Raw genomic sequence first — 22521 nt, forward strand, 5'->3', positions numbered from 1 at the left:
ACTCCGCCGAATGGAATTTAAAGCAGATCTATTTGTGATCTTCTTGCAATAGTCATATCTTTGCGGCATCCTATGTGAGGTCAACCACAGCAAGGCAGGTAGGAATGGCGTCACCCATCGTCGTCATGGGCGTCTCGGGATCGGGCAAGTCGACCGTCGGCGCGGCACTCGCGCAACGGCTCCGGGTCCCGTTCGCCGATGCGGATGACTTTCACCCCGCCGCCAACATCGAGAAGATGAAGGCGGGCCATCCCCTCGACGACGATGATCGTCATCCGTGGTTGGAGGCCATCGGCCGATGGCTGGAGGAGCACTGCGGCGACGGCGGGGTGATGAGCTGCTCGGCGCTCAAGCGTCGGTACCGCGATCAGCTGCGTGAGCACTGCGCCGGCACCGAGTTCCTGCACCTGAGCGGTACGCCGGAGGTCATCGGTGCGCGTCAGGCCAGCAGGCCAGGGCATTTCATGCCGGCCTCCCTGCTGGCGTCCCAGTTCGACACCCTCGAACCGCTCGAGCAGGACGAGGCAGGTGTCGTCATCGACGTCGGCCGCAGCATCGATTCCATCGTCGACACCTACATCTCACTCACCGGAGGAGAGCCCCGATGACCGACACCGTCACCCTGCTGGCCGACGCCCCCAAGCTGGTCGAGCCGGTCGCCGCGGCGCCGCAGCTGATCCTGGCCTTCCTCGTCGGCATCGGTGTCATCGTCGTGCTGATCACCCTGGTCAAGCTGCATCCGTTCCTGGCGCTCATCTTCGGCGGCCTGACCGTGGGATTGGTTGCCGGCGAGAACCTCACCAAGGTGCTCAAGTCGTTCACCGACGGTTTCGGGTCGACGGCGGCCAGCGTCGGCATCCTCATCGCGCTCGGGGCGATGTTCGCCAAACTGCTCGCCGATTCCGGCGGCGCCGACGAGATCGTCGACACCATCGTCGGTGCCGCCTCACCGCGCATGCTGCCGTGGGCCATGGCCCTGGTCGGTGCGATCATCGGCCTGCCGATGTTCTTCGAGATCGGTCTGGTGCTGTTGATGCCGGTCATCTACCTGGTGTCCCGGCGGTCGCAGCAGTCGCTGATCACCATCGGCATCCCGGCCCTGGCCGGCCTGTCGGCCATGCACGGTTTCGTGCCGCCGCACCCGGGGCCGCTGACCGCGGTCGGCCTGCTCAACGCCGACCTGGGCATCACCCTGGGGCTGGGCGTGCTGGTGGCCATCCCGACGATCATCGTGGCGGGTCCGTTGTTCGGCCGGCTGGCCGGCACCTGGGTGGTGGTGGACGCGCCGGACACCTTCGACGCCGACCCGCAGGCCGACCGGGCCGAGCAGCGCCATCCGTCGTTCGGCATCACGCTGTTCTCGGTGCTGTTGCCGGTCGCGCTGATGCTCGGCAAGGCGCTCGCCGACATCTTCATCGACGACGAAAAGCAATGGCTCCGGCAGATTCTCGACGCGCTGGGCACCCCGCTCATCGCGCTGCTGCTCGCCGTCGTCGTCGGGATCTTCACCCTCGGCAAGGGTGCCGGGATGAGTCGGTCGGCGATCACCGGCTGCATCGAATCGAGCCTGCCCCCGGTGGCGGGCATCATCCTGATCGTCGCCGCGGGCGGCGGCTTCAAGCAGGTCCTCGTCGACAGCGGCATCGGCACCATGCTGGCCCGGTGGGCCGAGGGCGTGCACATCTCGGTGCTGGTGCTGGCCTGGGTGCTGGCCGTGCTGATCCGATTGGCCACGGGCTCGGCCACGGTGGCCACCATCACCGCGTCGTCGTTGATCCTCGGCCTGGTCGAGGGCATGAGCACCGGCCAGGTGTCCCTGGTGGTGCTGGCCGTCGGCGCCGGATCGCTGTTCTTCTCGCACGTCAACGACGCCGGATTCTGGTTGGTCAACCAGTACTTCCGGCTCACCGTCGGTCAGACCATCAAGACCTGGTCCGTCATGGAGACGGTGCTGTCGGTGAGCGGACTGGCGGTCGTGCTGATCCTGGATATCTTCGTGTAGCGCTGTCTAGCGCTAGGGGCTCTGCCGGGGGCGGGTGTCGACCTGCGGCACCTTCACCCAGCCCGGATTGTTCACGAAGTCGGCGAGGCACCCGGGCAAACCGCGGCACGCGATGATCGCCCCGGCGCTGGGCGCGGCCCCGATCGCCGGCGGCGGGGTGACCACCAGATCACAGTTGGTCGTGTAGGCGCCGACTTGTTGCTTGCCCACCAGCACGCCCTCATTCGGACACGTCGCCACCACCGCGGCGGGTTCGGACACCACGGCCGGGCCGACGAGCGCGGCGATCGCCCCGCCGGCGATCAGACCGGCGGCCGCCCACCGAGACACCCTGTGCATGTTCTGAGAATACGCTGGATGTCACCCCGATTTCGGGCCCGGCGCCGGGCGCAGCCAGTCGCGCACCGGCAGCGGGCCCGCCGGTGGGCGAAGCCGATCCAGCACCGCCCGCAGCGGCGGCCAGTCGGACCGGCCGCGGCGGGTGACCGCGTACGTGGTCAGCACGACGCTGGGGTCGGCCAGGTGCATCACCGTGACCCCGGGCATGGTGGGGCGGCCCACCGGCAGCAGCCCGACACCGTAGCCGCCGATGATGAGATCCTCCACCAGGTCCAGGCTGTCGATCTGATGGGCGATGCGTGGGGTGAAGCCGGCCAGCGCGCCGAGCGCGCGCAGCGCCACCTCGTCGGCGGTGTTGCGCGAGTTGACGATCCACGCGCGGTCCGCGTAGGCGGTGATGTCGACCGGTGCATCGGTGTACCCCGCCTGCTCGGGAACACCCAGACCCCACGGGATCGACCACAGCGGCACCGTTTCCAGCACCGGGCTGGGCGCCGCGGGTGCGAGGTTGTAGTCGTAGGTGAGTGCCAGGTCCAGATCGTCATCGGTGAGCAGACGGAAAGCCTCGATCGGTTCGTACTCGCTGATCACGATGTCGATACCGGGATGGCGGGCCGTCAGCTCCGGCACGATGGGCAGCAGCGAGACGCGGATCCCGGTCGCGAAGCCCCCGACCCGCAGGGTTCCCGCGGGTTCGGCGTGCGGGTCGAGATCCAGTCGGGCCGCGTCGAGGGCGGCCAGGATCGTCACGGCGTGGTCGGCGAGCCGCCGGCCGGCCGGAGTGAGCCGGACCCGCCGACCGTCGGGTTCGATGAGCGTGGCACCGGTTTCCCTGGCGAGCGCGGCCAGCTGCTGCGAGACCGTCGAGGTGGTGAGGTGATGGGCGTCGGCGACCGCACGCATCGACCCCAGCCGTGACAAGGTCAGTAACAGCTGCAGCCGGCGGGTATCCATCCGCCCATTGTGCGGCGCCGGATCAGTCGTGGTCGCGCGTCATCGCCCCGCGGATCACCGTGTCGCGCGACAGGGTCAGCGCGGCGGCGGTGCCCAACTCGTGTAACAGGTTCTCCGGCAGCCACAACACGTCGATGACGCACCGCGCCAGGATGCCGGCGTTGGGGGCGTCGACCCGGATCTCACCGGACCGCTTGCCGGCCGACAGGATCGACTTCAGCTGGCGCAGCCGCATGCCGAACGCCCAGCCCGGGTCGGCAACATCCGGTGGTGACTGCCGCATCCAGGCCAGCTGGATGCGGAACTCGTCGGGGAACTGCTCGAGCACGTTGATGTTGAGCCAGCCCACGGCATCCAGCTTCTCCAAAGGTGAAGCGTCCGAACGGATCACCTGAGTCCAGCCGGCACCGACTTTGCGGCCGAACTCCGTCATGATCGACGTCAACAACTCCTCTTTGGAACCGATGACCCGGTAGACCGTTCCCAGGCCCGTGCCCGCGGCCGTCGCGATATCCCGAATGGTGGTCATCTCGTAGCCGCGCCTACCGAATTCGGTCCGGGCCACCCGTCGGATGTGCGCGGCCTTGTCCGCACCGGTGGTTTCACCACCACGTGACCAGGTCTTGACGACCTCGGCGGCGGCGGCGAAGGCCGCCGAGCGGTTCAGCACCGGGTCGGCGGGTCCGGTGGCCGCCAATCCGTGCAGATAGATCCGGCACAACAGCGCGGCGACATGCTCGGCGGGCGCCTTGCGCCGGATGACGTCCAGCCCGACGTGCAGCATGCTCTGGCACAGCCTGTCGGCCAGCGCGGGCAACTCGATGCCCGGCCGGATGCAACCGCCGGACTGTCCGGCCTGTAGCAACCGCAGCATCGCCGACTGGATCGCGACGGGTCGCCGTCCGGTCAGCGCGGCCAGTTCGGGGTCGGCGGTGGGCCCCTCGTAGAACGACATCTGCAGGGCAGCGCGATGCGCCACAGCACAATTGGCGATGGCGCGGCCGAGCACGATGATCCGCTGCTCGATCGATCCGGACTCGGGCCGGTCCACGGCGGCGCGTTCGCCGATGCGGTCCAGGTCGGCGTGGTAGCGCCGAGCGAGTTCGGCGAGGATCGCTTCCTTGGACTCGAAGTGGTGGTACAGGCTGCCTGGCAGGATGCCCGCCGCAGCGGCGATCTGCTGCAGTGACGCCCGAAGGCCCGATTCCGCGATGACCTCGTCCGCCGTCCGCAGGATCTCGATCCTCCGGATGCTGCTGGGGGAGGTCGAGCGGCCGGTGGTCATGGTCCCCCCTGCTCGCGGTGACATGTCTGAGCACCGAGTTTACGACTGCGCCCGAATCGGGCCAGGCCGGTGGAGCGACCACGCAGCGGTCGGCGGCGGCCCGAGCGCAGACGCGCTCTGTCCTACCGGGGGAGGAGCGGTGATCCACCCGCAGCATGATGGCCACCGCGAGTCAGCGGTCCTACCATTGACCGATGCGCTTGGCTGTGCCCGAGTTCGTGCGCGTGCGCCTGCAGCGCCGTGGCGAGTTGATCCCGCTCGGCTACAACTGGGCCTTCGTCGTCGTCACCGACGCGGCGATGGTGTTCGTCACGCTGGGTGCGGCACTGCAGCGGCCCTATGACGACCGGCTGGTGGCCATCCCGGTAGCGGCGGTCATCGCGCTGTGCCCGCTGGCGGTGTTCTTCGGTACCGGAATGGGTTTCAACCCGGTGCTGATGTGGGCGACCTGGACATCGGCAGCGGCCATCCTGCTGTTCGCGACCTCGACACCGATCCCGTACGACTTCGCCCCGCTGCTGCTCGTGCTCACCGTCGGTGCGGTGGCGGCGCTGACGTCGTTGGGTGGCGGCCTGTTGTCGGCGGTGTCGGCGCTGGCCGTTCTGCTGCTGGCCGCCGCCCTGCACCGCCTGGACGGGTTCGGGTTGTACGTCAGTGTCCTCGGAATGGGTTGGCTGGTGGGCTATTTGATGCATGTCCAGCAGCAGCTGCACGCGGCCCAGCACGCAGCGCAGCATGCGCTGGCCGAACACGCCGCCGCCGACGAACGCCGACGCATCGCGCGTGAGGTGCATGACGTCATCGCGCATTCGCTCTCGGTGACGCTGCTCCACGTGACCGGGGCCCGCCGCGCCCTGCAGCAGGATCGCGATATCGACGACGCGGTGGACGCGCTGACCGAGGCCGAGACGCTCGGTCGCGCCGCGATGGCGGATATCCGCCGCACCGTCGGGCTGCTCGACGACGCGCCGATGAGGATGGCCCCGGAGCCGGGAGTGGACGACATCGCGGCGCTGGTCGACGATTTCACCGGCGCGGGCCTGAACGTCGTGCTGCGCACGCAGGGACCCGTCGATCGGGTGTCGCCCGGTGTCGGGCTGGCGCTGTACCGCATCGTGCAGGAGTCGCTGGCCAACATCGCCAAGCATGCGCCGGACGCGAGATCGTCGGTGACGCTGTCGAACACCGCCGACCATGCGGAGTTGGTCATCGTGAACGAGTTGCCCGTGCCGGTGGCGGCGCCGACGGGGCAGGTGACCGACGGCCGCGGTGTGCGCGGTATGCGTCAGCGGGTGGAGCTGCTGGGCGGGATGATCGACATCGGCCCGACGGCGCGCGGCTGGTGCGTGCGGGCCACGGTGCCGTTACAGGACGAGGCCGGCCGACGGTGGTGCGGATCGTGACCGGTGCCGCGGACGACATCGCCGTCCTACTCGTCGACGACCAGGAGCTGGTGCGGTCCGGCTTGCGCCGCATCCTGCGCCGCAAGGACGGTTTCGTGATCGCGGGGGAGTGTTCCGACGGCGACGAGGTCCCCGCCGCGCTGGCGCAGGCACGGGTGGATGTCGTGGTGATGGATCTGCGGATGAAGCGGGTGGACGGGATCGAGGCGACCGCCCGGCTCACGGAGGACGGCGGGCCGCCGGTGCTGGCGTTGACCACGTTCAACGAGGACGAACTGCTCTCCGGGGCGCTGCGCGCCGGTGCGGCGGGCTTCGTGCTCAAGGATTCATCGGCCGAGGAACTGATCCGGGCGGTGCGCGCGGTGGCGCAGGGCAACAGCTACCTGGACCCTGCCGTGACCTCCCGGGTGTTGAGCACCTATCGGCAGGTCACCGCGGGCCCTGCGGCCGAGCGGCCCGCCGTCACCGGGCTGACCGGGCGCGAACTCGACGTCCTGACGCTGATCGGCAGGGGCCGGTCCAACGCCGAGATCGCCGACGAGCTGTTCATCTCAGGGGTCACCGTCAAGAGCCATATCGGCCGGATCTTCGACAAGCTGGGGTTGCGTGACCGCGCCGCGGCCATCGTCTACGCCTATGACCACGGCATCGTCGTGCCGCTGCACTGACCGCGAACGGGCACCGCTGCCCGGCACGACCCCGCTGCTGTGCGACGATGCGCCCATGGCACGTCCGTTTCATTTCAGCCAGATCGAGCAGGGCACCTTCCTGCCCACCGAGTACGCACAGAGCCACTGGGGTGCCGACCACCTGAACGGGCCAGCCCTGGTCGGTCTGGTGGCCCGGACGCTCGAGGAGGCGTTCGGCCACCCGGAATTCCTGCCGGCCAGGCTGACGGTGGACCTGTTCAAGGTCGCTCGGGGCGTGCCGACCACCGCCAAGCTCGCCCTGGTCCGCGACGGTCACCGGGTCCGCAACGCCGAGTGCGAGCTGATTCAGGACGGCGTGACGGTGGTCCGCGCGATCATGGTGCAATACCGCCTCTCGGAGCCGCCGCGCGGCCGGGAATGGGTGCCCGCGACGAGCTTCCCGGGCCCGGTCGACCGGGACGACGCCAGGGGGATCGGCATCGGCAGCGATGACGTCGGTTGGACGGGGGCCATCGCCGATCACCAGAACACCTCGCGCAAACGTTTCGTCAACCGGACCATCGACGTCGTGGAGGGCGACCGTAACTCACCGTTCGTGCGTGCCGCCATGGCCGCCGAGGGCACCAGCCTGGTCACCAATCTCGGCACGGCGGGCGTCGGTTACATCAACGGCGACCTGACCGTGGCGTTGTCGCGGCTGCCCCGCGACGAGTGGATCGGCGTTCAGGCCGACTCGCACTGGACCTCGGACGGCATCTCGGTGGGGACGTCGACCCTCTTCGACAGTGCCGGGCCGGTCGGTACCGGCATGGTGACCGCCGTCGCCAACCCGGGCGCGCAGATCGACTTCGCCAACGACCCGTTTCCCGAACGGACCCGCTGAGATCGGGTGACGTTCTTGGTGAATTCGCCGAGATGGCCGATGGCGTGCCTGCCCTCCGGCAACACGTCGGCGGCGAGCGGAAAGTCGTGAATCTGCCCGTGCCACAAGTGCAGATCGCACGGCGTACCCGCCTCCACCAGCCGCCGGAACATCAATTCCGCGTCGGGGAGCAGTATTTCGCTCATGCTGGCGTGGATCGCCACCGGCGGCATGTCCGACAGGTCGGCGTCGGCCGGCGAGAGTACCTCCCGGCCGTCCTCGGCGGGCAGCGTCATCCCTCCGCGGCGCACCGCCCTGGCGAACATCGACAGCGCCCGCAGCGGGAACATGGCACAGCTGCCTGCGCCGCGACGAGCCAGCTTGCGTTCGGGGTCCAGGTCGGTCAGCGGTGAGATCGCGGCCACCCCGGCGGGGCCCGGCCGGCCGCGCCGGATCAGTTCCAGCGTGGTGGCCAGGGCCAGATACCCGCCGGCCGAGTCGCCGGCGATGACGATCTCGTCCGGTCGGTAGCCACGCTGCCGCAGCCAGTCCATGCCGTCGAGGGCGTCGTCGACCGCCGACGCCAAACCGTGGGCGGGCAGCATGCGATAGGCGACGTTGAGCACCTCGGCATCGGCGGCCTTGGCCAACCGTGCCACCAACGATCGGTGGGTGTTCAGCCCGCAGGTGAGGAAGGCGCCACCGTGCAGGTAGAGGATGGCACGGCGGCCGGAACCGCCGGTGCCGATCAACTCGGCGCGGCAGTTCGGCAGGGTGATGCGTTGGGTCACCGCGGATATCGGCTGCGGCAGCAGTCCGGCGATCCGATCGATGGAACCCATCGGCCAGCCCAGATCGGGGTGCAACGCCCACAGCCGCACCGCGTTCTTCACGAAAACCCGGCACCACGCGCCGATCGCGACCGATTGCGGGCTCCTGGACGTGTGAATCCGGATCCCGCTGCGCACTGGCGCCACCATGTTGATCAACTCCTGCCTCGACGTGCGGCGGGAATACCCTTGTGGCCGTGGGTTAAACGCGCGACGAATCTCAATCCGGCAGGCAGTTCGAACAATCCGTGACGGTGGCCCGCATATTGCGTTGCATCATGTCCAGCGCTGCCCGCCCGAGATCCGCGTCGATGTGGGCCACCGCATCGGCGGGTATCACGATGTCGAAGTGCCGGACGTAGGCGTCGAGTGCGCTGTACAGGATGCATTGTTCGGTGACTTGGCCGGTGAGGATGACCGTCTTGGTGCCCAGTCGCTGCAGCAGGTAGTCCAGCGGTGTGGCATAGAAGACGCTGTGGCGCACCTTCGCCACGAACAGCGATTCGGGCGCCGGTACCAGTGGCTTGACCAGGTCGGGGCGCTGACCGTCCACCGCGCCGCGCACGATGTCGTCGGTGCTCGCGGTGAAGTCCCCGCGGTTGTCGTTGACGTAAACGAGGTCCACTCCGTCGTGGTCGCGGGCGCGGTCGGCCAAATCGGCCAGCGGCGTCACGATGGGCGCGACATTGGCGGCCAGCGCGCCGGCGTCTTCGTGCCGGTAGTCGTTGAACATGTCGACGACCAGCAGGGCGCAATCACTCATCTGGGCTGGGTACCCGCATAACGATTGGGTCACGCCTTCTGTCACGATCGGTTAAGAATTCGGGCGCAACCTTGAGAATTGTTCAGGAATTCCGCGGGGTTCTAGGCGGCTCCTCAGCAGTGCCGGCGAAAATGCGAGCCATCTCACGGCCCCCGGCTGTAACGCTCGAAACGGTGGGCCGACAAGCGAGTTCGCGGGTTCTCGACGGGTTTCGATGGTCACGTACGGTGGAATCCGGGTCGGGTAAACCACATCTGAACGACTCGAAGGAACACCCAGTCATCATGAGCTTCATGCCGAATCCCCGAATGACCATCGTCGCGCTGGCCGCGGGAAGCCTGCTCAGCGCGGGCGCGGCCACCCTGGCGCCGACGGCCTCGGCCGCACCGGTCGATTGCAGCCGCCCAGCGCTGGACGCGACGGTGCAGCAGACCACCGGTGCCGCGCAGGGCTACCTGAACGCCCATCCGGGCGCCAACCAGGCGGTGTCCGCCATCTACACCCAACCGCGGGACGTGGCCTCGGCGAACATCCGGGCCTACTTCAACGCCAACCCGCAGGAGTACTACGACCTGCGTGGCATCCTCGCGCCGATCGGCGACAAGCAGCGTGCGTGCAACACGCAGGTGCTCTCACCCGAATTAGCTTCGGCCTACAGCGAATTCATGGCCGGCTGACGACACTCGGTCGCGTCGGCCACCCACATCCGGGTGGCCGACGCCACCGTGCTCACATCAGGTTCTGACGACCTGCGTGCCACCGGCCAGATCGTCGTGCGTGCCTTGGCGCCATGGACTGTTCTTGATCGACACCGCGATGAGCACGTAGGCGATGAAGGCCAGCAGCCAACCCAGGTACGGGATCATCGCCAGCAGGGTGAACGAATTGCGGATCGCCGACTGTTTCAGGTCGGGATGCGGGCGGCCATGCGGGCCGCGGACCTCGAGCCCCAACAACTTCTTGCCCGGCGTCCAGCCGACCGCCACCTCGAACGCCACGAAGTAGACGAATGTCAGCAGGCCCGAAAACAGGCCGGTGACAAGGATATTGGACAACCCGTCGAGTGACACCACGGCAAAGACGCTGGCAACGTTGACGATGACACCGTCGATGACGCGTGCGAAGAAGCGCCGGCCGAGATTGCCGGCAACGGCGGGTGTGGGGGCCGGCGACCGCCATGGCTGCGGTCCGAGATCACCAGTGGTCATGGCGCCAATCTACGCATAAACGATTGTTTGAGTTCAGCGAACGATATGTCCGCAAATATCACGTGGACATGAACATTCCGGCTGCCGTTCAATGCAGGGGTGACCACCTCAACCGCCCGGGACGGCGCCCTCATGGCAATCGCCGCAATGTGCTCGGTCCAGCTCGGTGCCGCGATCGCGGTCGGGCTCATCGACGATATCGGCGCCGAGGGCACCGCCTGGTTGCGCCTGATGTGGGCCGGTGTGTTGATGCTGGTCCTGGTCCGGCCTCGACCCTCGGCGTTCAGCCGATCGGCCTTCGCGACGTGCGTCGTGCTCGGAGTGGTCACCGCCGGTATCACCCTGCTGTTCATGATGGCCCTGGCCCGGATCCCGCTGGGAATCGCCAGTGCGCTGGAATTCCTCGGGCCACTCGGCGTCGCGGTGGCCAAGGGCTCCGGCCGGCACCGGCTGCTGTGGCCCGGACTGGCGGCCGTCGGGGTGCTGCTGTTGACCGAGCCGTGGACCGGATCGGTCGACCCGGTGGGCGTGCTGTATGCGCTGGGTTCGGCGGTGTGCTGGGGGCTGTACATCCTCTTGACCCAAAGGGTGGGCGACGCGGTGGCCGGCATCACCGGCCTGGCGGTGTCCATGCCGGTGGCGGGCCTGGTGGCGACCGCCGTCGCAGGTCCGACGGTGTTCGGCCGGGTCACCCCCGAGATCCTGTTGATCGGGGTCGGCCTGGCCATCCTGCTGCCGGTCATCCCGTTCGCGCTGGAACTGCTGGCGCTGCGCCGGCTCACCACGGCGTCGTTCGGCACGCTGATGAGCCTGGAGCCGGCCTTCGCGATGCTGATGGGGCTGATCATCCTGCACCAGGTGCCGGCGCCGCCTGCCGTGCTGGGCATCATCGCCGTCGTCGCGGCCGGGGTCGGCGCCGCCCGCTCCGGCGCCCGGTCCGCCCCACCGGTCCCCGCCGAAGCCATGACGTGACGGTTTTTCAGGCGAGCGGCCGTGTTTGTACACCGACACTCCGTGTCAGGCGTACAAACGGGGCCGCTCGCCGACCGAGTGCAGCGCCGATACCCTCGGAGGAATGGCTCAGTATTTCTCCGCGTCCTCGTTCGTCCGCGCCTTCAACACCGGCTTCGTCGCGCTGATGCACGCACCGGTGGTGGGCGGCCTGCTGCGCCGCGGCACCGTCGTCATCCGGTATCAGGGCCGCAAGTCCGGCCGGACCGTCGAGCTGCCGGTCGGCTACCGACGCTCCGGTGACACCGTCACCGTCGCGGTCGCCCTGCCGGACAAGAAGAACTGGTGGCGCAATTTCACCGGGGAGGGCGCACCGTTGGTGTTCCTCGGCCTCGACGGCGCCGACCGTCCCGCGCATGCGGTGGCAACCCGGGACGCCAGGGGAGCCGTCTCGGTCACGGCGACGTTGAGCTGAATCTTCGGCGAGCGTGCGCATTTGCACACGTGTGACGGCGTGTCGGTGTGCGAACGCGCACGCTCGCCGAAGAAACGTCAGGCCTCGATGCGCTTGCGGCGGTAGAGCGTTCCGACGCCGAGCAGGATCAGGCTGATCACCAGGATGGCGGTGGCCAGCACGTTGATCTGTGGTGGCACAGCGGCCTTCACCGCCGCGTTGACGTAGAGCGGGTAGGTCACGGTGGAGCCGCTGACGAAGTAGGTGATGATGAAGTCGTCGAGCGAGAGCGCGAAGGACAGCATGCCCGCCGCGATGATTCCGGGCACGATCAGCGGCAGGGTCACCTTGAAGAAGGTCCGGGTGGGGCTGGCGCCCAGGTCCATCGACGCGTCTTCCAGGGTCCAGTCGAAACCGCGTACCCGGGCCCGGACGGTCATGGCGATGAAGCTGACCTCGAACGCCACGTGCGCGATGACGATGGTGGTGTAGCCCGCGGCCCAGTGCAGGTCGAGGAACAACGTCAGCAGCGAGGCGCCCATCACCACCTCGGGGGCGGTCAGCGGCAGCACCATGAAGGTGTCGACCGCTTTGCTGCCGCGGAAGCGCTGGCGTACCAAGGCGATCGCGATCAGCGTGCCGAGCACCAACGCGATCAACGTGGACACGAACGCCACGTTGAGACTGAGTTTGAGGGCGTCCACCAGGGCGGGGTATTTGAACGGGTGCAGCCAGTTGTCCAGGGTGAATCCCTGCCAGCTGTAGTTGAACTTGCCCGCCGGGTGGTTGAACGAGAACAGCACGATCACGAAGATCGGCAGGAACAGGTACAACAACACCAGCCCGGCGACGATCCGCAGCACCAGGTCTCCCCATTTCGGGCGGGCCCGAACGGATTTGACCACCGACGGTTCGAGGGTGGTCGTCATACCAGGTCCTCCGTGCCGAGCGCGCGGGTGTAGAGCAGCACGCCGATCAGGATCAGCACCATCAGCCCGAGGCTGAGTGCGGCGGCGACGGGGTAGTCCTTGACCACCAGGAACTGTTTCTGGATGACGTTGCCGATCATCGTGGTCTGGGTGCTGCCCAGGTAGTCGGCGTTGATGAAATCGCCGACGGCCGGGATGAACACGAGCATGCTGCCGGCCAGCACCCCGGGCAGCGACAACGGCAGGATGACCTTGCCGAAGCTGCGGGTTCCCGAGGAGTACAGGTCGCGGGACGCTTCCAGCAGTCGTGGGTCGATCTTTTCCAGGCTGACGTACAACGGCAGGATCATGAAGATGATCCAGTTGTAGATCAGACCGCCGATCACCGCCCAACTGGTCGAGAGCAGCCGGCCCTCACTGGGCAGCAGACCGATGGTGTTGAGCAGCCCGACCACCCAGCCATCGTCGGCCAGGATGGTTTTCCAGGCCAAGGTCCGGATCAGGAAGGTGACGAAGAACGGCAGGATCACCAAACCCAGGATCAGGTTCTTGAATCTGCCTGCCTTGAAAGCGATCACATACGCCAACGGGAACGCCAGCAACAGGCAGACCACCGTCGCGACGGCCGCATACCCGAACGAGCGCAGGATCTGGTCCTGATACAGCTCGAACGCCTTGCCGAAGTTGCCGACGTTCCAGTCGAAGGTCAGCGTCGGCAGGTACACCGATCCACCCGAACTGGACAGCGACGTGCGCGCCAGCGAAAACAGCGGCACCACAAAGAACACCGCGAGATAAGCCAGCCCGGGCAAGATCATCAGGTACGGTGCGATCTTGCTGCGCTGCCTGCTACTGGTAGCGACACCAGCCATCTATGCTGCTCTCCTCTGCACGACCATCCGCTCAGCCGCCGGTGACCGCGGCGTACAGGTTGTTGAACTCCTGCGTCTGCTCGTCGGTCAACGCCGCCCAGCTCTTCAACCGCGCCTGCACGTCGGCCGGCGGGTTGATCAGGGGGTTGGCGCCCAGCTTCGGGTCGATCTTGTTCAGTTCGTCGGTCATATCCGAGAGCACCGGCACGTACTGCGTGAACGCGACCAGCTTGGCGTAGTTGGCGCGGTCGTAGACGTAGTTGATCCACGCCTCGGCGGCCTTCTGATTCTGGGTGGTGTACGGGATCACCTGGGTGTCGATGAACCAGTCGCCACCGGACTCCGGGACGATGAACTTGAGATCGGGGTTGTCGGCCTGCAACTGGACGACGTCACCCGAATAGGCTTGCGCGATGGCGATATTGCCGGCCGCGAGGTCGTCGGAGTAGTCGTTGCCGGTGAAGCGGCGGATCTGGCCCTTGTCCTTCTGCTCCCGCACCAGATCCACGGCCTTGGTCACCGTCTCGGTGGTCGGGTTCTCCGGCGAGTTGCCCTGGGCCTGCATGATCATGCCGAGGGCGTCCTGCACGTCGGAGAACAGGCTGACCCGGCCCTTGAACGCCGGATCCCACAGATCGTCGATCTTGGTGATGTCGCGCTTGGTGGCGGCCTTGTTGTAGGCCAGGCCGACCATGCCGGTCATGTACGGCGCGGTGTATTTACGGCCGGGATCGCCCGAGGCGTTGAGCAGGTCGGAACGCAGGTTCTTGCGGTTGGGGACGCCGGCCTCGCTGATCTCGTTGAGCCAGTTCAGACCCTTGAGTCGCAGCGCCATGAACTGCGTGGGCACCACCAGGTCCGCGCCGATGTCCTGCTTGCGCGACAGCGGCTCCTTGACCTTGGCGAACCACTGCTCGTTGTCGTTGAAGTCCTCCTTGTAGTCGACCGTGATGCCGGTCGCCTTCTGGAACTCCGCGACGAAACCGTCGGCCATGTACAGCGGCCAGTTCGAGATCCGCAGCGTGCCCGAGGCCGGGCCGCTGTCCTGGGTGGTGCTGCTCGGCGCCGAGCTGCCGCCGCCGTTGGAGCCGCAGGCCGCCAGGAAGGACGGGCCCAGGATCGCCGCCGCGGCCGCGGCCGCACCGCCGCCGATGAAGCGCCGCCGGCTGGTCCGGTTGGCGGCCAGACGCGAGAACAGGCGAGGGTCGATCTCGTTGGACATGCGGGACCTTTCGTGAAATCTGATCAGGTTGGGGGACAGGAGAACTCGCGACCGGTTTACGAGTCGTCGAGCATCTCCTCGAGGTCCTCGGTGGTCGGGATGTCGGCGGCGGGCAGCACCAGCGAGGACTCCGGCGTCCAGCTGACGTACACCTGGTCACCGGGCCGCAGCAGCGGCAGATTCTGTTCGGGGCCGACGTGGGCGACGACCACCGATTCGTCGGGGGCCACCACGGCCAGCCGCACCACCGGACCCTGGAAGGTCATATCGCGCACCGTGGTCAGCACCGAGACCACGTCGCCGGTGGGCGCTTCGGTGGACACCCGGACCCGTTCGGGCCGGATCATCAGCGTGGCCTGCCCACCGGACTCGATGGCGGTGTCGCCCGGGCGGGACTTCAGCGTGGACCCGAGCACCTCGATCTCGACGAAATCACGGTTGGCCCGCCCGGTCTGGCGTCCCGACCAGAGGTTGGCCTGCCCGATGAACCCGGCCACGAACACCGTCGAGGGCCGGTCATAGATCTCGGTGGGGGAGCCGATCTGCTCGACGTTGCCGGCGTTCATGACCGCGATGCGGTCACTCATCGTCAGCGCTTCCTCTTGGTCGTGGGTCACGTAGATGAAGGTGATCCCGACCTCGCGTTGGATGCGTTTGAGTTCGAACTGCATGGCGTGGCGCAGTTTGAGATCGAGCGCGCCCAGCGGTTCGTCGAGCAGCAACGCGCTGGGGTAGTTGACCAGGGCGCGGGCCAGTGCCACCCGTTGCTGCTGGCCGCCGGAGAGCTGGCCGGGCTTGCGCTTGGCGAAATCGGTGAGCCGCACGATCTCCAGGATCTCGTCGACCGAGCGCTTGATCTGCGCCGCGTCTTTGCGCTCGGACTTCTTGCGGCTGCGCGGCCCGTAGGCCACGTTGTCCCACACCGTCATGTGCGGGAACAGCGCGTAGTGCTGGAAGACGGTGTTCACGTTGCGCTTGTGCGGCGGGACCGTGGAGACATCGACGCCCTCGAGGCGGATCGCCCCGGAGGTCGGCGTCTCGAATCCCGCGATCATCCGCAGCGTCGTGGTCTTACCGCAACCCGACGGGCCCAGCATGGAGAAGAACTCCCCGGAACCGATGGTGAAGTCGGCATCGGCCACCGCGACGTAGTCGTCGAAGCGCTTCGTCACGTGGTCGATCTCGATGACCGGGGCCACCTTCTTGATGGCGGCTCCGTCCTCTCCCGTCGCGTTGCCAGCGGCGGTGATATTTGTGCCGGTCAGGGCCCGTCCTCCCTCAGCGTCATGTTCGATGCGCTCTCAACCTTGGTCCATCGTCGGGGTCTTCGCAAGCGATTCCGCAACGAATTTACATTCAGACAATGGAATCCATAGGCAAGATGCCAAATATCGGCAGAATCCGCCGCCCCGATGGGTTCAAACCCCGTCATCGGTGGTGAGGCGTCAGGCCGCTGTCTCGACCGTGATCGAATGGTCGCATGACAAGTGGGACCACAGGCACGTTCCGGGGACTCGACGCCGAACCGTTCACCGGCCGCACGCCCAGCGGCGCCGGCGATCTGTCGGTCGAGACGCACGGCATCGCCCCGGTGCCGGCCGACCGGCGCTACGGCACCCCGGCGCGGCTGTTCACCGTGTGGTTTGCCCCGCAGGTCAACATGACGGGGGTGTTCACCGGGACCCTGGCCATCACCCTGGGGCTGGGATTCTGGCTCGGCCTGATCGCGATGATCATCGGCACCGTGCTCGGCGGGCTGGTGGTCGGCTATCTCTCGACCTGGGGTCCGCGCACCGGCACCGCGCAGCTTCCGGCCTCACGGCTGGCGTTCGGACCCGGCGTCGCCCTGCCCGCCGCCCTGCAGTGGCTGTCGTCGATCGCCTGGGACGCCCTGGTCGGGCTGTTCGGTGGCGAGGCGTTGTCCGTGCTGCTGGGCATCCCGTTCTGGGCCGCGGTGCTGATCGTGCTGGCCGTCCAGGGCGCCGTCGGATTCTTCGGCTACGAACTGATCCACCGTCTGCAAGCCGTCCTCACGGTGGTGCTGTTGGTGACCTTCGTGGTGTTCGCGGTCAAGCTGGTGGCCGGCCATGACGTGGTGACGGCGGCGACGGTCGCCGGCCCCGATCTGGCCGGTGCGTTCGTCCTCGAGGTGACCATCGCGCTCAGCCTGTCCATCTCGTGGGCGAGCTATGCCGCGGACTTCAGCCGCTACCTGCCCGCGCAGTCGTCCCGACCGAAGGTGTTCGGCTACACCTTCGGCGGTGTCGTGCTCGCCTATGTGTTCGTCCAGGCCATCGGTATCGCGGCGGCCGGCGTGATCGGTGACCAAACCGCCGCCGGGGTCCGCGACGTGATGGGCGGCGGCGTCATCGGCGCGCTGGCGTTGCTGATCATCGCGCTGGCCTCGATCGGATCCGGGGTGATGAACGACTACAGCGGATCGCTGGCCCTGCAGACCATGGGCGTGCGGGTGCGCCGGCCGTACTCGGCCGCGCTGGTCACCGCGGTGGCGTTCGCGCTCATCCTGTGGCTGCACGGCGGCGACACCGCCACCCGATTCCAGAACGTGCTGCTGCTCGTCAGTTACTGGATCCCGGCGTTCGTCGCCATCGTCGTCATCGACTGGCGACTGCGTACCAGGGGCCGCACCACAGTCGCCGTCGACGTCACCACCGAGCCGACCGGCCGTCGCGACGCGCTGGCCGCGCTGGTGGTGTTCGTCGTCTCCTACGCGGCGGCCATCCCGTTCATGAACACCACCCTGCTGCAGGGACCGATCGCCGTCGCCTGGCACGGTGCCGATATCGCCTACTTCGTGAACTTCGCCGTCGCGGCGGTGCTCTACGGCGGCTACCGGCTCGCCACATCCCCCGGTCGCTTCGCTCTCCCCCGCAAGCGGGAGGTGCCCCCAGCCCGCTGACGATTCAGCGGACGGTCGCGAAAAAGCTCCTGACATCGGCCACGAACAGTTCGGGCTGCTCGAAGGCGGCAAAGTGGCCACCACGCGGCATGGTGGTCCAGTGGGTGATGTTGTAGCCGTCCTCGCACCAGCTGCGTGGGGCGCGCGAGATCTCCTTCGGGAAAGCCGCGATCCCGGTGGGCAGTTCGACACGCTCGCCGGCCCCGAAACTGGTGAAGCTCTCCCAGTACAGCCGCGCCGACGAGGCGCCGCTGCCGGTGATCCAGTAGAGCATCACGTTGTCGAGCAGCTCGTCGCGCGTCAGGACGTTCTCGGGGTGGCCGTCGCAGTCGGACCACGCCCAGAACTTCTCGGTGATCCACGCGAGCTGGGCCACCGGTGAGTCGACCAGGCCGTAGCCCAGCGTCTGCGGCCGGGTGGACTGTTGCTTGGAGTAGCCGGTGCCCCATTTGCGGTGTTCCTTGAGCGCGGCGAGCGCCGCGAGGTCCTCTTCGGTGGGCGCTTCCAGGCTGGCCGCCGGCGGACGCCCGAGCGGCATGTTGAGGTGGATGGCCATGCACCCGTTAGAGCTGTTGCGCCCGATCTGCGTGGTCACCGCCGCGCCCCAGTCCCCGCCCTGCGCGCCGTAGCGGTCGTAGCCCAGCCGGCGCATCAGCGTGTCCCAGGTTTCGGCGATCTTCGGCACACCCCAGCCGGTCGAGGTCGGCTTACCGGAGAAGCCGTAGCCGGGCAGCGACGGGCACACCACGTGGAAGGCGTCCTCGGCGCGGCCGCCGTGCGCGGTGGGATCGGTCAGTGGGCCGATCACCTTGTGGAACTCCACCACCGACCCCGGCCAGCCGTGCGTCATGAGCAACGGCAGCGCGCCGGCGTGCGGTGAGCGCTGATGGATGAAGTGGATGTCGAGGCCGTCGATCTCGGTGACGAACTGGGTGAAGCGGTTGAGTGCGGTCTCGCGCGCTCGCCAGTCATAGTCCTGCGCCCAGTACCGAGCCAGTTCCCGGGTGTAGGCCAGGGGGATGCCCTGACTCCAGTCGTCGACGCATTCGGGCTCCGGCCAGCGGGTGGCGGCCAGCCGGCGCCGCAGATCGTCGAGGTCGTCATCGGGCACCGCGATGCGGAAGGGCCGGATCTCACTCACGCTGCTCATCGTGGCACGAACACCTGCGTCGGTTCGGCCCGCCCGCGCAGCACGATGTGCTCATGCGGGGTCCAGCACCGGCGCTCGGCATCGTCGGCGCGGGCCACCACCGCACCCGAACTCGCGATGCGCTCGGTGGTGGTCTTGGCGGCGTCGGCGAGCCGGGCGGCTTCGTTCACCGGATCGCCGATGACGGTGTACTCGTACCGGTTCTCCGCCCCGATATTGCCCGCGAAGACGGGGCCGGCCGACACGCCGACCCCGTAGTCGAGCTCTTGCCGGCGCAGCCCCGCCGCCAGGTCGCGAGCGGTGGCCAGTGCCGCCGACGCGGCGGCCAGGGAGGGGATCGGTGCACCGAAAACGGCCAGTGCCGCGTCACCTTGGAACTTGTTGATCAGCCCGTCGTGCGCGTCGACGGCGGCCACCACGATGCGGAAGAAGACGTTGAGCACCTCGGCCACCTCGGCCGGGGTGCGATTCATGGCCAGCTGCGTCGAGCCGGTCACGTCGACGAACAGCACCGCAACCTCCCGGACATCGCCCGAGAGCACGTCCTCGTCCGCACCGGCCATATCGATGGCCAAGCTCACGACGTCCGGGCCGACATGGTGGCCGAACAGCTCGCGTAACCGGTCACGCTCCCGCAGCCCCGCGACCATGCGGTTGAATCCGCTTTGCAGCCGCCCGATCTCGGACTGCTCGTAGACATCGACCTGCTTGCCCATGCGGCCCTGTTCGACGTCGGCCATGGCGTCGATGATCTCCCGCAATGGATCCGAGATGGAGATGGAGACCAGGATCAGCGAGCGCACCCCGAGAAACACCGCGACCAGCGACAGCAGCACGACCGGTACGTCCACCGAGGCGTTGCGGGGGATGAACCAGCCGTTGGCACGGCAGACGACGAGCAGGGCGATGGTCACGCTGGGCAGTGCGGTGGTGAGCGTCCACATCAGCAGCAACCGCGCCTGCACCCCCGGTGCGGTGGTGCGACTCTCGAATTCCCTTGTGGCAGCAGCGACCAACGGCCGCGTGACACGCTGGGTGAACAGCAGGCTGCTGCTCACCGTGGAGATGCCGCCGAACAGCACGGACAACCCGACGAGCACCATCGGCGCCCACCCGGCGGCCCGGTTCACGACGATGAACACCACCCCGCCCACCAGCCAGATGGCCAGCAACAGCATCGACTGGTGCCTGATCATGTTGATGGCCGCGCGGCGCTGCCCGGCGTCGGGCTCGATGCCCGCCTCGTACCAACGCAGCGCCGGCGCGATGATGCGGTGTCCACCCACCGCGGCGGCACCGGTGCCCAGGGACACCACCACCAGCAGGGTCAGCAGATTGGTCGGGGTGACCAAGGGCAGCGCCCCGCTCAGGGTCTGCCGGCTCAGGGACACCAGGATTGCGACCACTTCCGCGGTGGTCAGCAGATGCGCCGACACCAAACCGGAAACGAAACGGGTTTCACTGCGCGACAGCGCATTCCCGCGTCTCACCGATCGGTCATCTGCATCGGCGAACGACGGGCCCGGATCACCGGTGACCCCATGCATCATTAGTACGGTAGCCCGTACCGTTGGTCAAGCCTGCGGCACGTCGGTGTAGGTCAGCTGGTAACCGTCGGTGGCGAAGGTGAATCCCTTGCCGCTGGATTCGCTGCCACACGACACGCCGGATGCCTCCTGCACATTACAGCGGAACCCGGCGACGGCCAGCACGGTGCCGAACGGCAACGTGGCCGCCGGACCGGGCTGCAGACTGAACGGGTCACCTTCGGCCGCAACGAATTGCGCATCATCGGTGCGGTCGATCACCAGCGCGGTCGGTTTCACCTGGGTGCCGTCGGCAGCGGGCACCGCCGTCGGCGCCCCGGCGATCGGCAACGCGGTGGAGCCCGCCGCCTGGCAACCGGCCTGCGCGTGCGGGACGATGGCGCAGTGCCATCGGCCGCTGGGGGTGGCGAAGTAATACGCCTGTTGGTCACCCGAGGTCGCGTAGAACTCGTCGGCGTTCGCCAGATGGGCATTGCTGGTGTAGGGCGGCAGTCCCGGTGGTGCCGCGGAGGTGGTGACGGGAGTGTGCGGTTCGCCGGTGTTGACGACGGTGGGTGTGCCGCACGCCGACGCCACGATCGCCGCCGTCAGCGAGAACCAGCCGATGGCCTGTGTGCCGCGTGCCATGGGCACAGCGTAGGGGACCGGATGCCGCGCGATTAACGCACGCTGAATGCAACCGGTGACGCCGAACCGGATCGCGGGCAGGCTACCGGCGTGACCCGCGTAATTCGATTCAATGCCTTCGACATGAACTGTGTCGCCCACCAGTCGCCCGGTCTGTGGCGGCACCCGGACGACCAGTCCTGGCGTTACAAGGATCTGCAGTACTGGACCGAGTTGGCGAAACTGTTGGAGCGCGGCAGGTTCGACGGGCTGTTCATCGCCGACGTGCTGGGCACCTACGACGTGTACGGCGCCAGCGACGAGGCCGCCATCCGGCAGGCCGCACAGATCCCGGTGGGCGACCCCCTGCTGCTGGTCTCGGCGATGGCGCTGGTCACCCAGCATCTGGGTTTCGGTATCACCACCGGAACCGGTTTCGAACACCCTTACCCGTTCGCGCGCCGCATCTCCACCCTGGACCACCTGACCGGCGGACGGATCGGATGGAACGTGGTCACCGGTTACCTGCCCGCCGCCGCCCGGAACATGGGCCAGACCGATCAGCCCGCCCATGACGCCCGCTACGACCACGCCGACGAGTACCTCGAGGTGCTCTACAAGCTGTGGGAGGGTTCCTGGGAGGACGACGCGGTGATCCGCGACCGGGATCGTGGGGTGTTCACCGATCCCGACAAGGTGCATCACATCGGTCACGAGGGCACCCACTTCAGCGTCCCGGGGGTGCACCTGGCCGAACCGTCGCCGCAGCGCACGCCGGTCATCTACCAAGCCGGCTCCTCGCCGCGCGGCGTGCGGTTCGCCGCGGAGAACGCCGAAGCCATCTTCACCGCAGCTCCCACCAAAGCGATTCTGCGCGAGACGGTCTCGACCATCAGGTCCGAGCTCGAGCTGGCCGGGCGCGATCCCTACTCGGCGAAGATCTTCAACCTGTCCACCGTGATCACCGCCGCGACCGACGAGGAGGCGCACGCCAAGCACGCCGAGTACCTGTCCTACGGCGACCCCGAGGGCGCCCTGACCTTCATGTCCGGCTGGATGGGGGTGGACCTGTCCCGGTACGGGCTGGACGAGCCGGTGGGCAACGTGGACTCCAACGCCATCCTGTCGGCGGTCCAGGCCTTCCAGTCCGCCGACCCGGACGGCGGCGAGTGGGCCGTCCGCGATATCGCCGAATGGGGCAAGATCGGCGGGATGGGACCGCGGATCGTCGGTTCGGGTGCCCGGGTCGCCGACACACTGCAGGAATGGGTCGACGAAACCGATGTGGACGGGTTCAACCTGGCCTATGCGATCACACCGGGCTCGTTCGCCGATTTCGTGGACCATGTGGTGCCGGTACTGACCGAGCGGGGCGCCTACCAACAGGACTACGCCCCCGGCACCCTGCGCAACAAGCTCAACGGTAAGGGCGATCGGCTGCCCGAGGAGCACCGGGGAGCCAGTTACCGTGTGGGGGGCCGGAATTCGACGATCATCGAGCGCCCGTCGACGCGGCCGTCGTCGTCGGACTCGGTGGCCTCGCAACCGGCGCGGGGGCGGTAGCCCCGTAGAGT

General features: G+C 67.7%; 22 protein-coding genes and 1 pseudogene. 10 read left to right on the plus strand and 13 right to left on the minus strand.

Going from position 1 to position 22521, the window contains the following annotated elements; translation table 11 throughout:
* Positions 1 to 104: 104 nt before the first annotated feature.
* On the plus strand, positions 105 to 608 hold the full coding sequence (locus tag BN977_RS17895; RefSeq protein ID WP_024454884.1) for a gluconokinase: 504 nt from the start codon (positions 105 to 107) through the stop codon (positions 606 to 608).
* On the plus strand, positions 605 to 2002 hold the full coding sequence (locus BN977_RS17900) for a GntP family permease (protein ID WP_036399959.1): 1398 nt from the start codon (positions 605 to 607) through the stop codon (positions 2000 to 2002). The genes BN977_RS17895 and BN977_RS17900 overlap by 4 nt, the downstream gene beginning before the upstream one ends.
* 12 nt (positions 2003 to 2014) lie before the next feature.
* Here BN977_RS17900 and BN977_RS32465 read toward each other — a convergent pair whose 3' ends face one another.
* The 3 genes from BN977_RS32465 to BN977_RS17915 are packed head-to-tail and all read right to left on the minus strand — an operon-like array spanning position 2015 to position 4580.
* Positions 2015 to 2341: a hypothetical protein gene (locus BN977_RS32465; protein WP_036399961.1), complete on the minus strand. Its 327-nt coding sequence runs from the start codon at positions 2339 to 2341 to the stop codon at positions 2015 to 2017.
* 21 nt (positions 2342 to 2362) lie between these two features.
* On the minus strand, positions 2363 to 3295 hold the full coding sequence (locus tag BN977_RS17910; protein WP_036399964.1) for a LysR family transcriptional regulator: 933 nt from the start codon (positions 3293 to 3295) through the stop codon (positions 2363 to 2365).
* Between the two features lie 22 nt (positions 3296 to 3317).
* Entirely contained in the window at positions 3318 to 4580 is a 1263-nt protein-coding gene (locus BN977_RS17915) for a TetR/AcrR family transcriptional regulator (RefSeq protein ID WP_036399966.1), read from the minus strand.
* 194 nt (positions 4581 to 4774) lie between these two features.
* On the opposite strand from BN977_RS17915, the gene BN977_RS17920 reads away from it, so the two are divergent.
* The 3 genes from BN977_RS17920 to BN977_RS17930 are packed head-to-tail and all read left to right on the plus strand — an operon-like array spanning position 4775 to position 7516.
* Positions 4775 to 5983, plus strand: a complete 1209-nt coding sequence (locus BN977_RS17920; protein ID WP_036399968.1) for a sensor histidine kinase — start codon at positions 4775 to 4777, stop codon at positions 5981 to 5983.
* Positions 5980 to 6651 carry a response regulator transcription factor gene (locus tag BN977_RS17925; protein WP_036400456.1) on the plus strand — a complete coding sequence of 224 codons (672 nt, stop codon included), beginning with the start codon at positions 5980 to 5982 and terminating at the stop codon, positions 6649 to 6651. Before BN977_RS17920 ends, BN977_RS17925 begins: the two co-directional genes overlap by 4 nt.
* A 55-nt stretch (positions 6652 to 6706) precedes the next feature.
* Positions 6707 to 7516 (plus strand): acyl-CoA thioesterase domain-containing protein, encoded by an 810-nt coding sequence (locus tag BN977_RS17930; RefSeq protein ID WP_036400458.1) that lies wholly within the window; start codon positions 6707 to 6709, stop codon positions 7514 to 7516.
* A 5-nt stretch (positions 7517 to 7521) separates the two neighbouring features.
* Here the strand turns inward: BN977_RS17930 and BN977_RS31990 are convergent.
* Positions 7522 to 8475, minus strand: a pseudogene (locus BN977_RS31990) (alpha/beta hydrolase); the annotation flags it as partial.
* A gap of 70 nt (positions 8476 to 8545) precedes the next feature.
* Positions 8546 to 9088: a cysteine hydrolase family protein gene (locus tag BN977_RS17945; protein ID WP_036399972.1), complete on the minus strand. Its 543-nt coding sequence runs from the start codon at positions 9086 to 9088 to the stop codon at positions 8546 to 8548.
* Positions 9089 to 9372: 284 nt separating this feature from the next.
* On the opposite strand from BN977_RS17945, the gene BN977_RS17950 reads away from it, so the two are divergent.
* Complete coding sequence (locus BN977_RS17950; RefSeq protein ID WP_024454895.1) at positions 9373 to 9765, plus strand: heme-binding protein; 393 nt, start codon at positions 9373 to 9375, stop codon at positions 9763 to 9765.
* Positions 9766 to 9822: 57 nt separating this feature from the next.
* Here the strand turns inward: BN977_RS17950 and BN977_RS17955 are convergent, their stop codons facing one another.
* Entirely contained in the window at positions 9823 to 10296 is a 474-nt protein-coding gene (locus BN977_RS17955) for an RDD family protein (RefSeq protein WP_036399975.1), read from the minus strand.
* A 99-nt stretch (positions 10297 to 10395) separates the two neighbouring features.
* Between BN977_RS17955 and BN977_RS17960 the strand changes: the two genes are divergently transcribed.
* Both BN977_RS17960 and BN977_RS17965 read left to right on the plus strand, forming a co-directional pair.
* Positions 10396 to 11268 (plus strand): EamA family transporter, encoded by an 873-nt coding sequence (locus BN977_RS17960; RefSeq protein ID WP_024454897.1) that lies wholly within the window; start codon positions 10396 to 10398, stop codon positions 11266 to 11268.
* 103 nt (positions 11269 to 11371) lie between these two features.
* Positions 11372 to 11722: a hypothetical protein gene (locus tag BN977_RS17965; protein ID WP_024454898.1), complete on the plus strand. Its 351-nt coding sequence runs from the start codon at positions 11372 to 11374 to the stop codon at positions 11720 to 11722.
* A 77-nt stretch (positions 11723 to 11799) separates the two neighbouring features.
* Here the strand turns inward: BN977_RS17965 and BN977_RS17970 are convergent, their stop codons facing one another.
* From BN977_RS17970 to BN977_RS17985, 4 genes are read right to left on the minus strand one after another with little or no spacing between them, the layout of a single operon-like run.
* Positions 11800 to 12630: an ABC transporter permease gene (locus BN977_RS17970; RefSeq protein WP_036399979.1), complete on the minus strand. Its 831-nt coding sequence runs from the start codon at positions 12628 to 12630 to the stop codon at positions 11800 to 11802.
* Complete coding sequence (locus BN977_RS17975; RefSeq protein WP_024454900.1) at positions 12627 to 13502, minus strand: ABC transporter permease; 876 nt, start codon at positions 13500 to 13502, stop codon at positions 12627 to 12629. The genes BN977_RS17970 and BN977_RS17975 overlap by 4 nt, the downstream gene beginning before the upstream one ends.
* Positions 13503 to 13533: 31 nt before the next feature.
* Positions 13534 to 14724 carry a polyamine ABC transporter substrate-binding protein gene (locus BN977_RS17980; RefSeq protein ID WP_036399982.1) on the minus strand — a complete coding sequence of 397 codons (1191 nt, stop codon included), beginning with the start codon at positions 14722 to 14724 and terminating at the stop codon, positions 13534 to 13536.
* A gap of 56 nt (positions 14725 to 14780) precedes the next feature.
* Positions 14781 to 15896 (minus strand): ABC transporter ATP-binding protein, encoded by a 1116-nt coding sequence (locus BN977_RS17985; protein WP_024454902.1) that lies wholly within the window; start codon positions 15894 to 15896, stop codon positions 14781 to 14783.
* A gap of 308 nt (positions 15897 to 16204) precedes the next feature.
* On the opposite strand from BN977_RS17985, the gene BN977_RS17990 reads away from it, so the two are divergent.
* Entirely contained in the window at positions 16205 to 17644 is a 1440-nt protein-coding gene (locus BN977_RS17990) for a purine-cytosine permease family protein (RefSeq protein WP_051561616.1), read from the plus strand.
* 4 nt (positions 17645 to 17648) lie between these two features.
* Here BN977_RS17990 and BN977_RS17995 read toward each other — a convergent pair whose 3' ends face one another.
* The 3 genes from BN977_RS17995 to BN977_RS18005 are packed head-to-tail and all read right to left on the minus strand — an operon-like array spanning position 17649 to position 20968.
* Positions 17649 to 18776 carry an epoxide hydrolase family protein gene (locus tag BN977_RS17995; protein WP_084172616.1) on the minus strand — a complete coding sequence of 376 codons (1128 nt, stop codon included), beginning with the start codon at positions 18774 to 18776 and terminating at the stop codon, positions 17649 to 17651.
* A 14-nt stretch (positions 18777 to 18790) separates the two neighbouring features.
* The gene (locus tag BN977_RS18000) at positions 18791 to 20341 is read right to left on the minus strand and encodes an adenylate/guanylate cyclase domain-containing protein (RefSeq protein WP_084172617.1); all 1551 of its coding nucleotides are present in this window, start codon (positions 20339 to 20341) and stop codon (positions 18791 to 18793) included.
* 27 nt (positions 20342 to 20368) lie between these two features.
* Entirely contained in the window at positions 20369 to 20968 is a 600-nt protein-coding gene (locus BN977_RS18005; RefSeq protein WP_036399987.1) for a hypothetical protein, read from the minus strand.
* A 90-nt stretch (positions 20969 to 21058) separates the two neighbouring features.
* Here BN977_RS18005 and BN977_RS18010 point away from each other — a divergent pair, with 90 nt between their 5' ends.
* A complete protein-coding gene (locus tag BN977_RS18010) occupies positions 21059 to 22510 on the plus strand; it encodes an LLM class flavin-dependent oxidoreductase (RefSeq protein WP_036399989.1) in 1452 nt (483 codons plus the stop codon).
* Positions 22511 to 22521 lie beyond the last annotated feature (11 nt).

Origin of the sequence: Mycolicibacterium cosmeticum, assembly GCF_000613185.1 — a bacterium.
Taxonomy (GTDB): Bacteria; Actinomycetota; Actinomycetes; order Mycobacteriales; family Mycobacteriaceae; genus Mycobacterium; species Mycobacterium cosmeticum.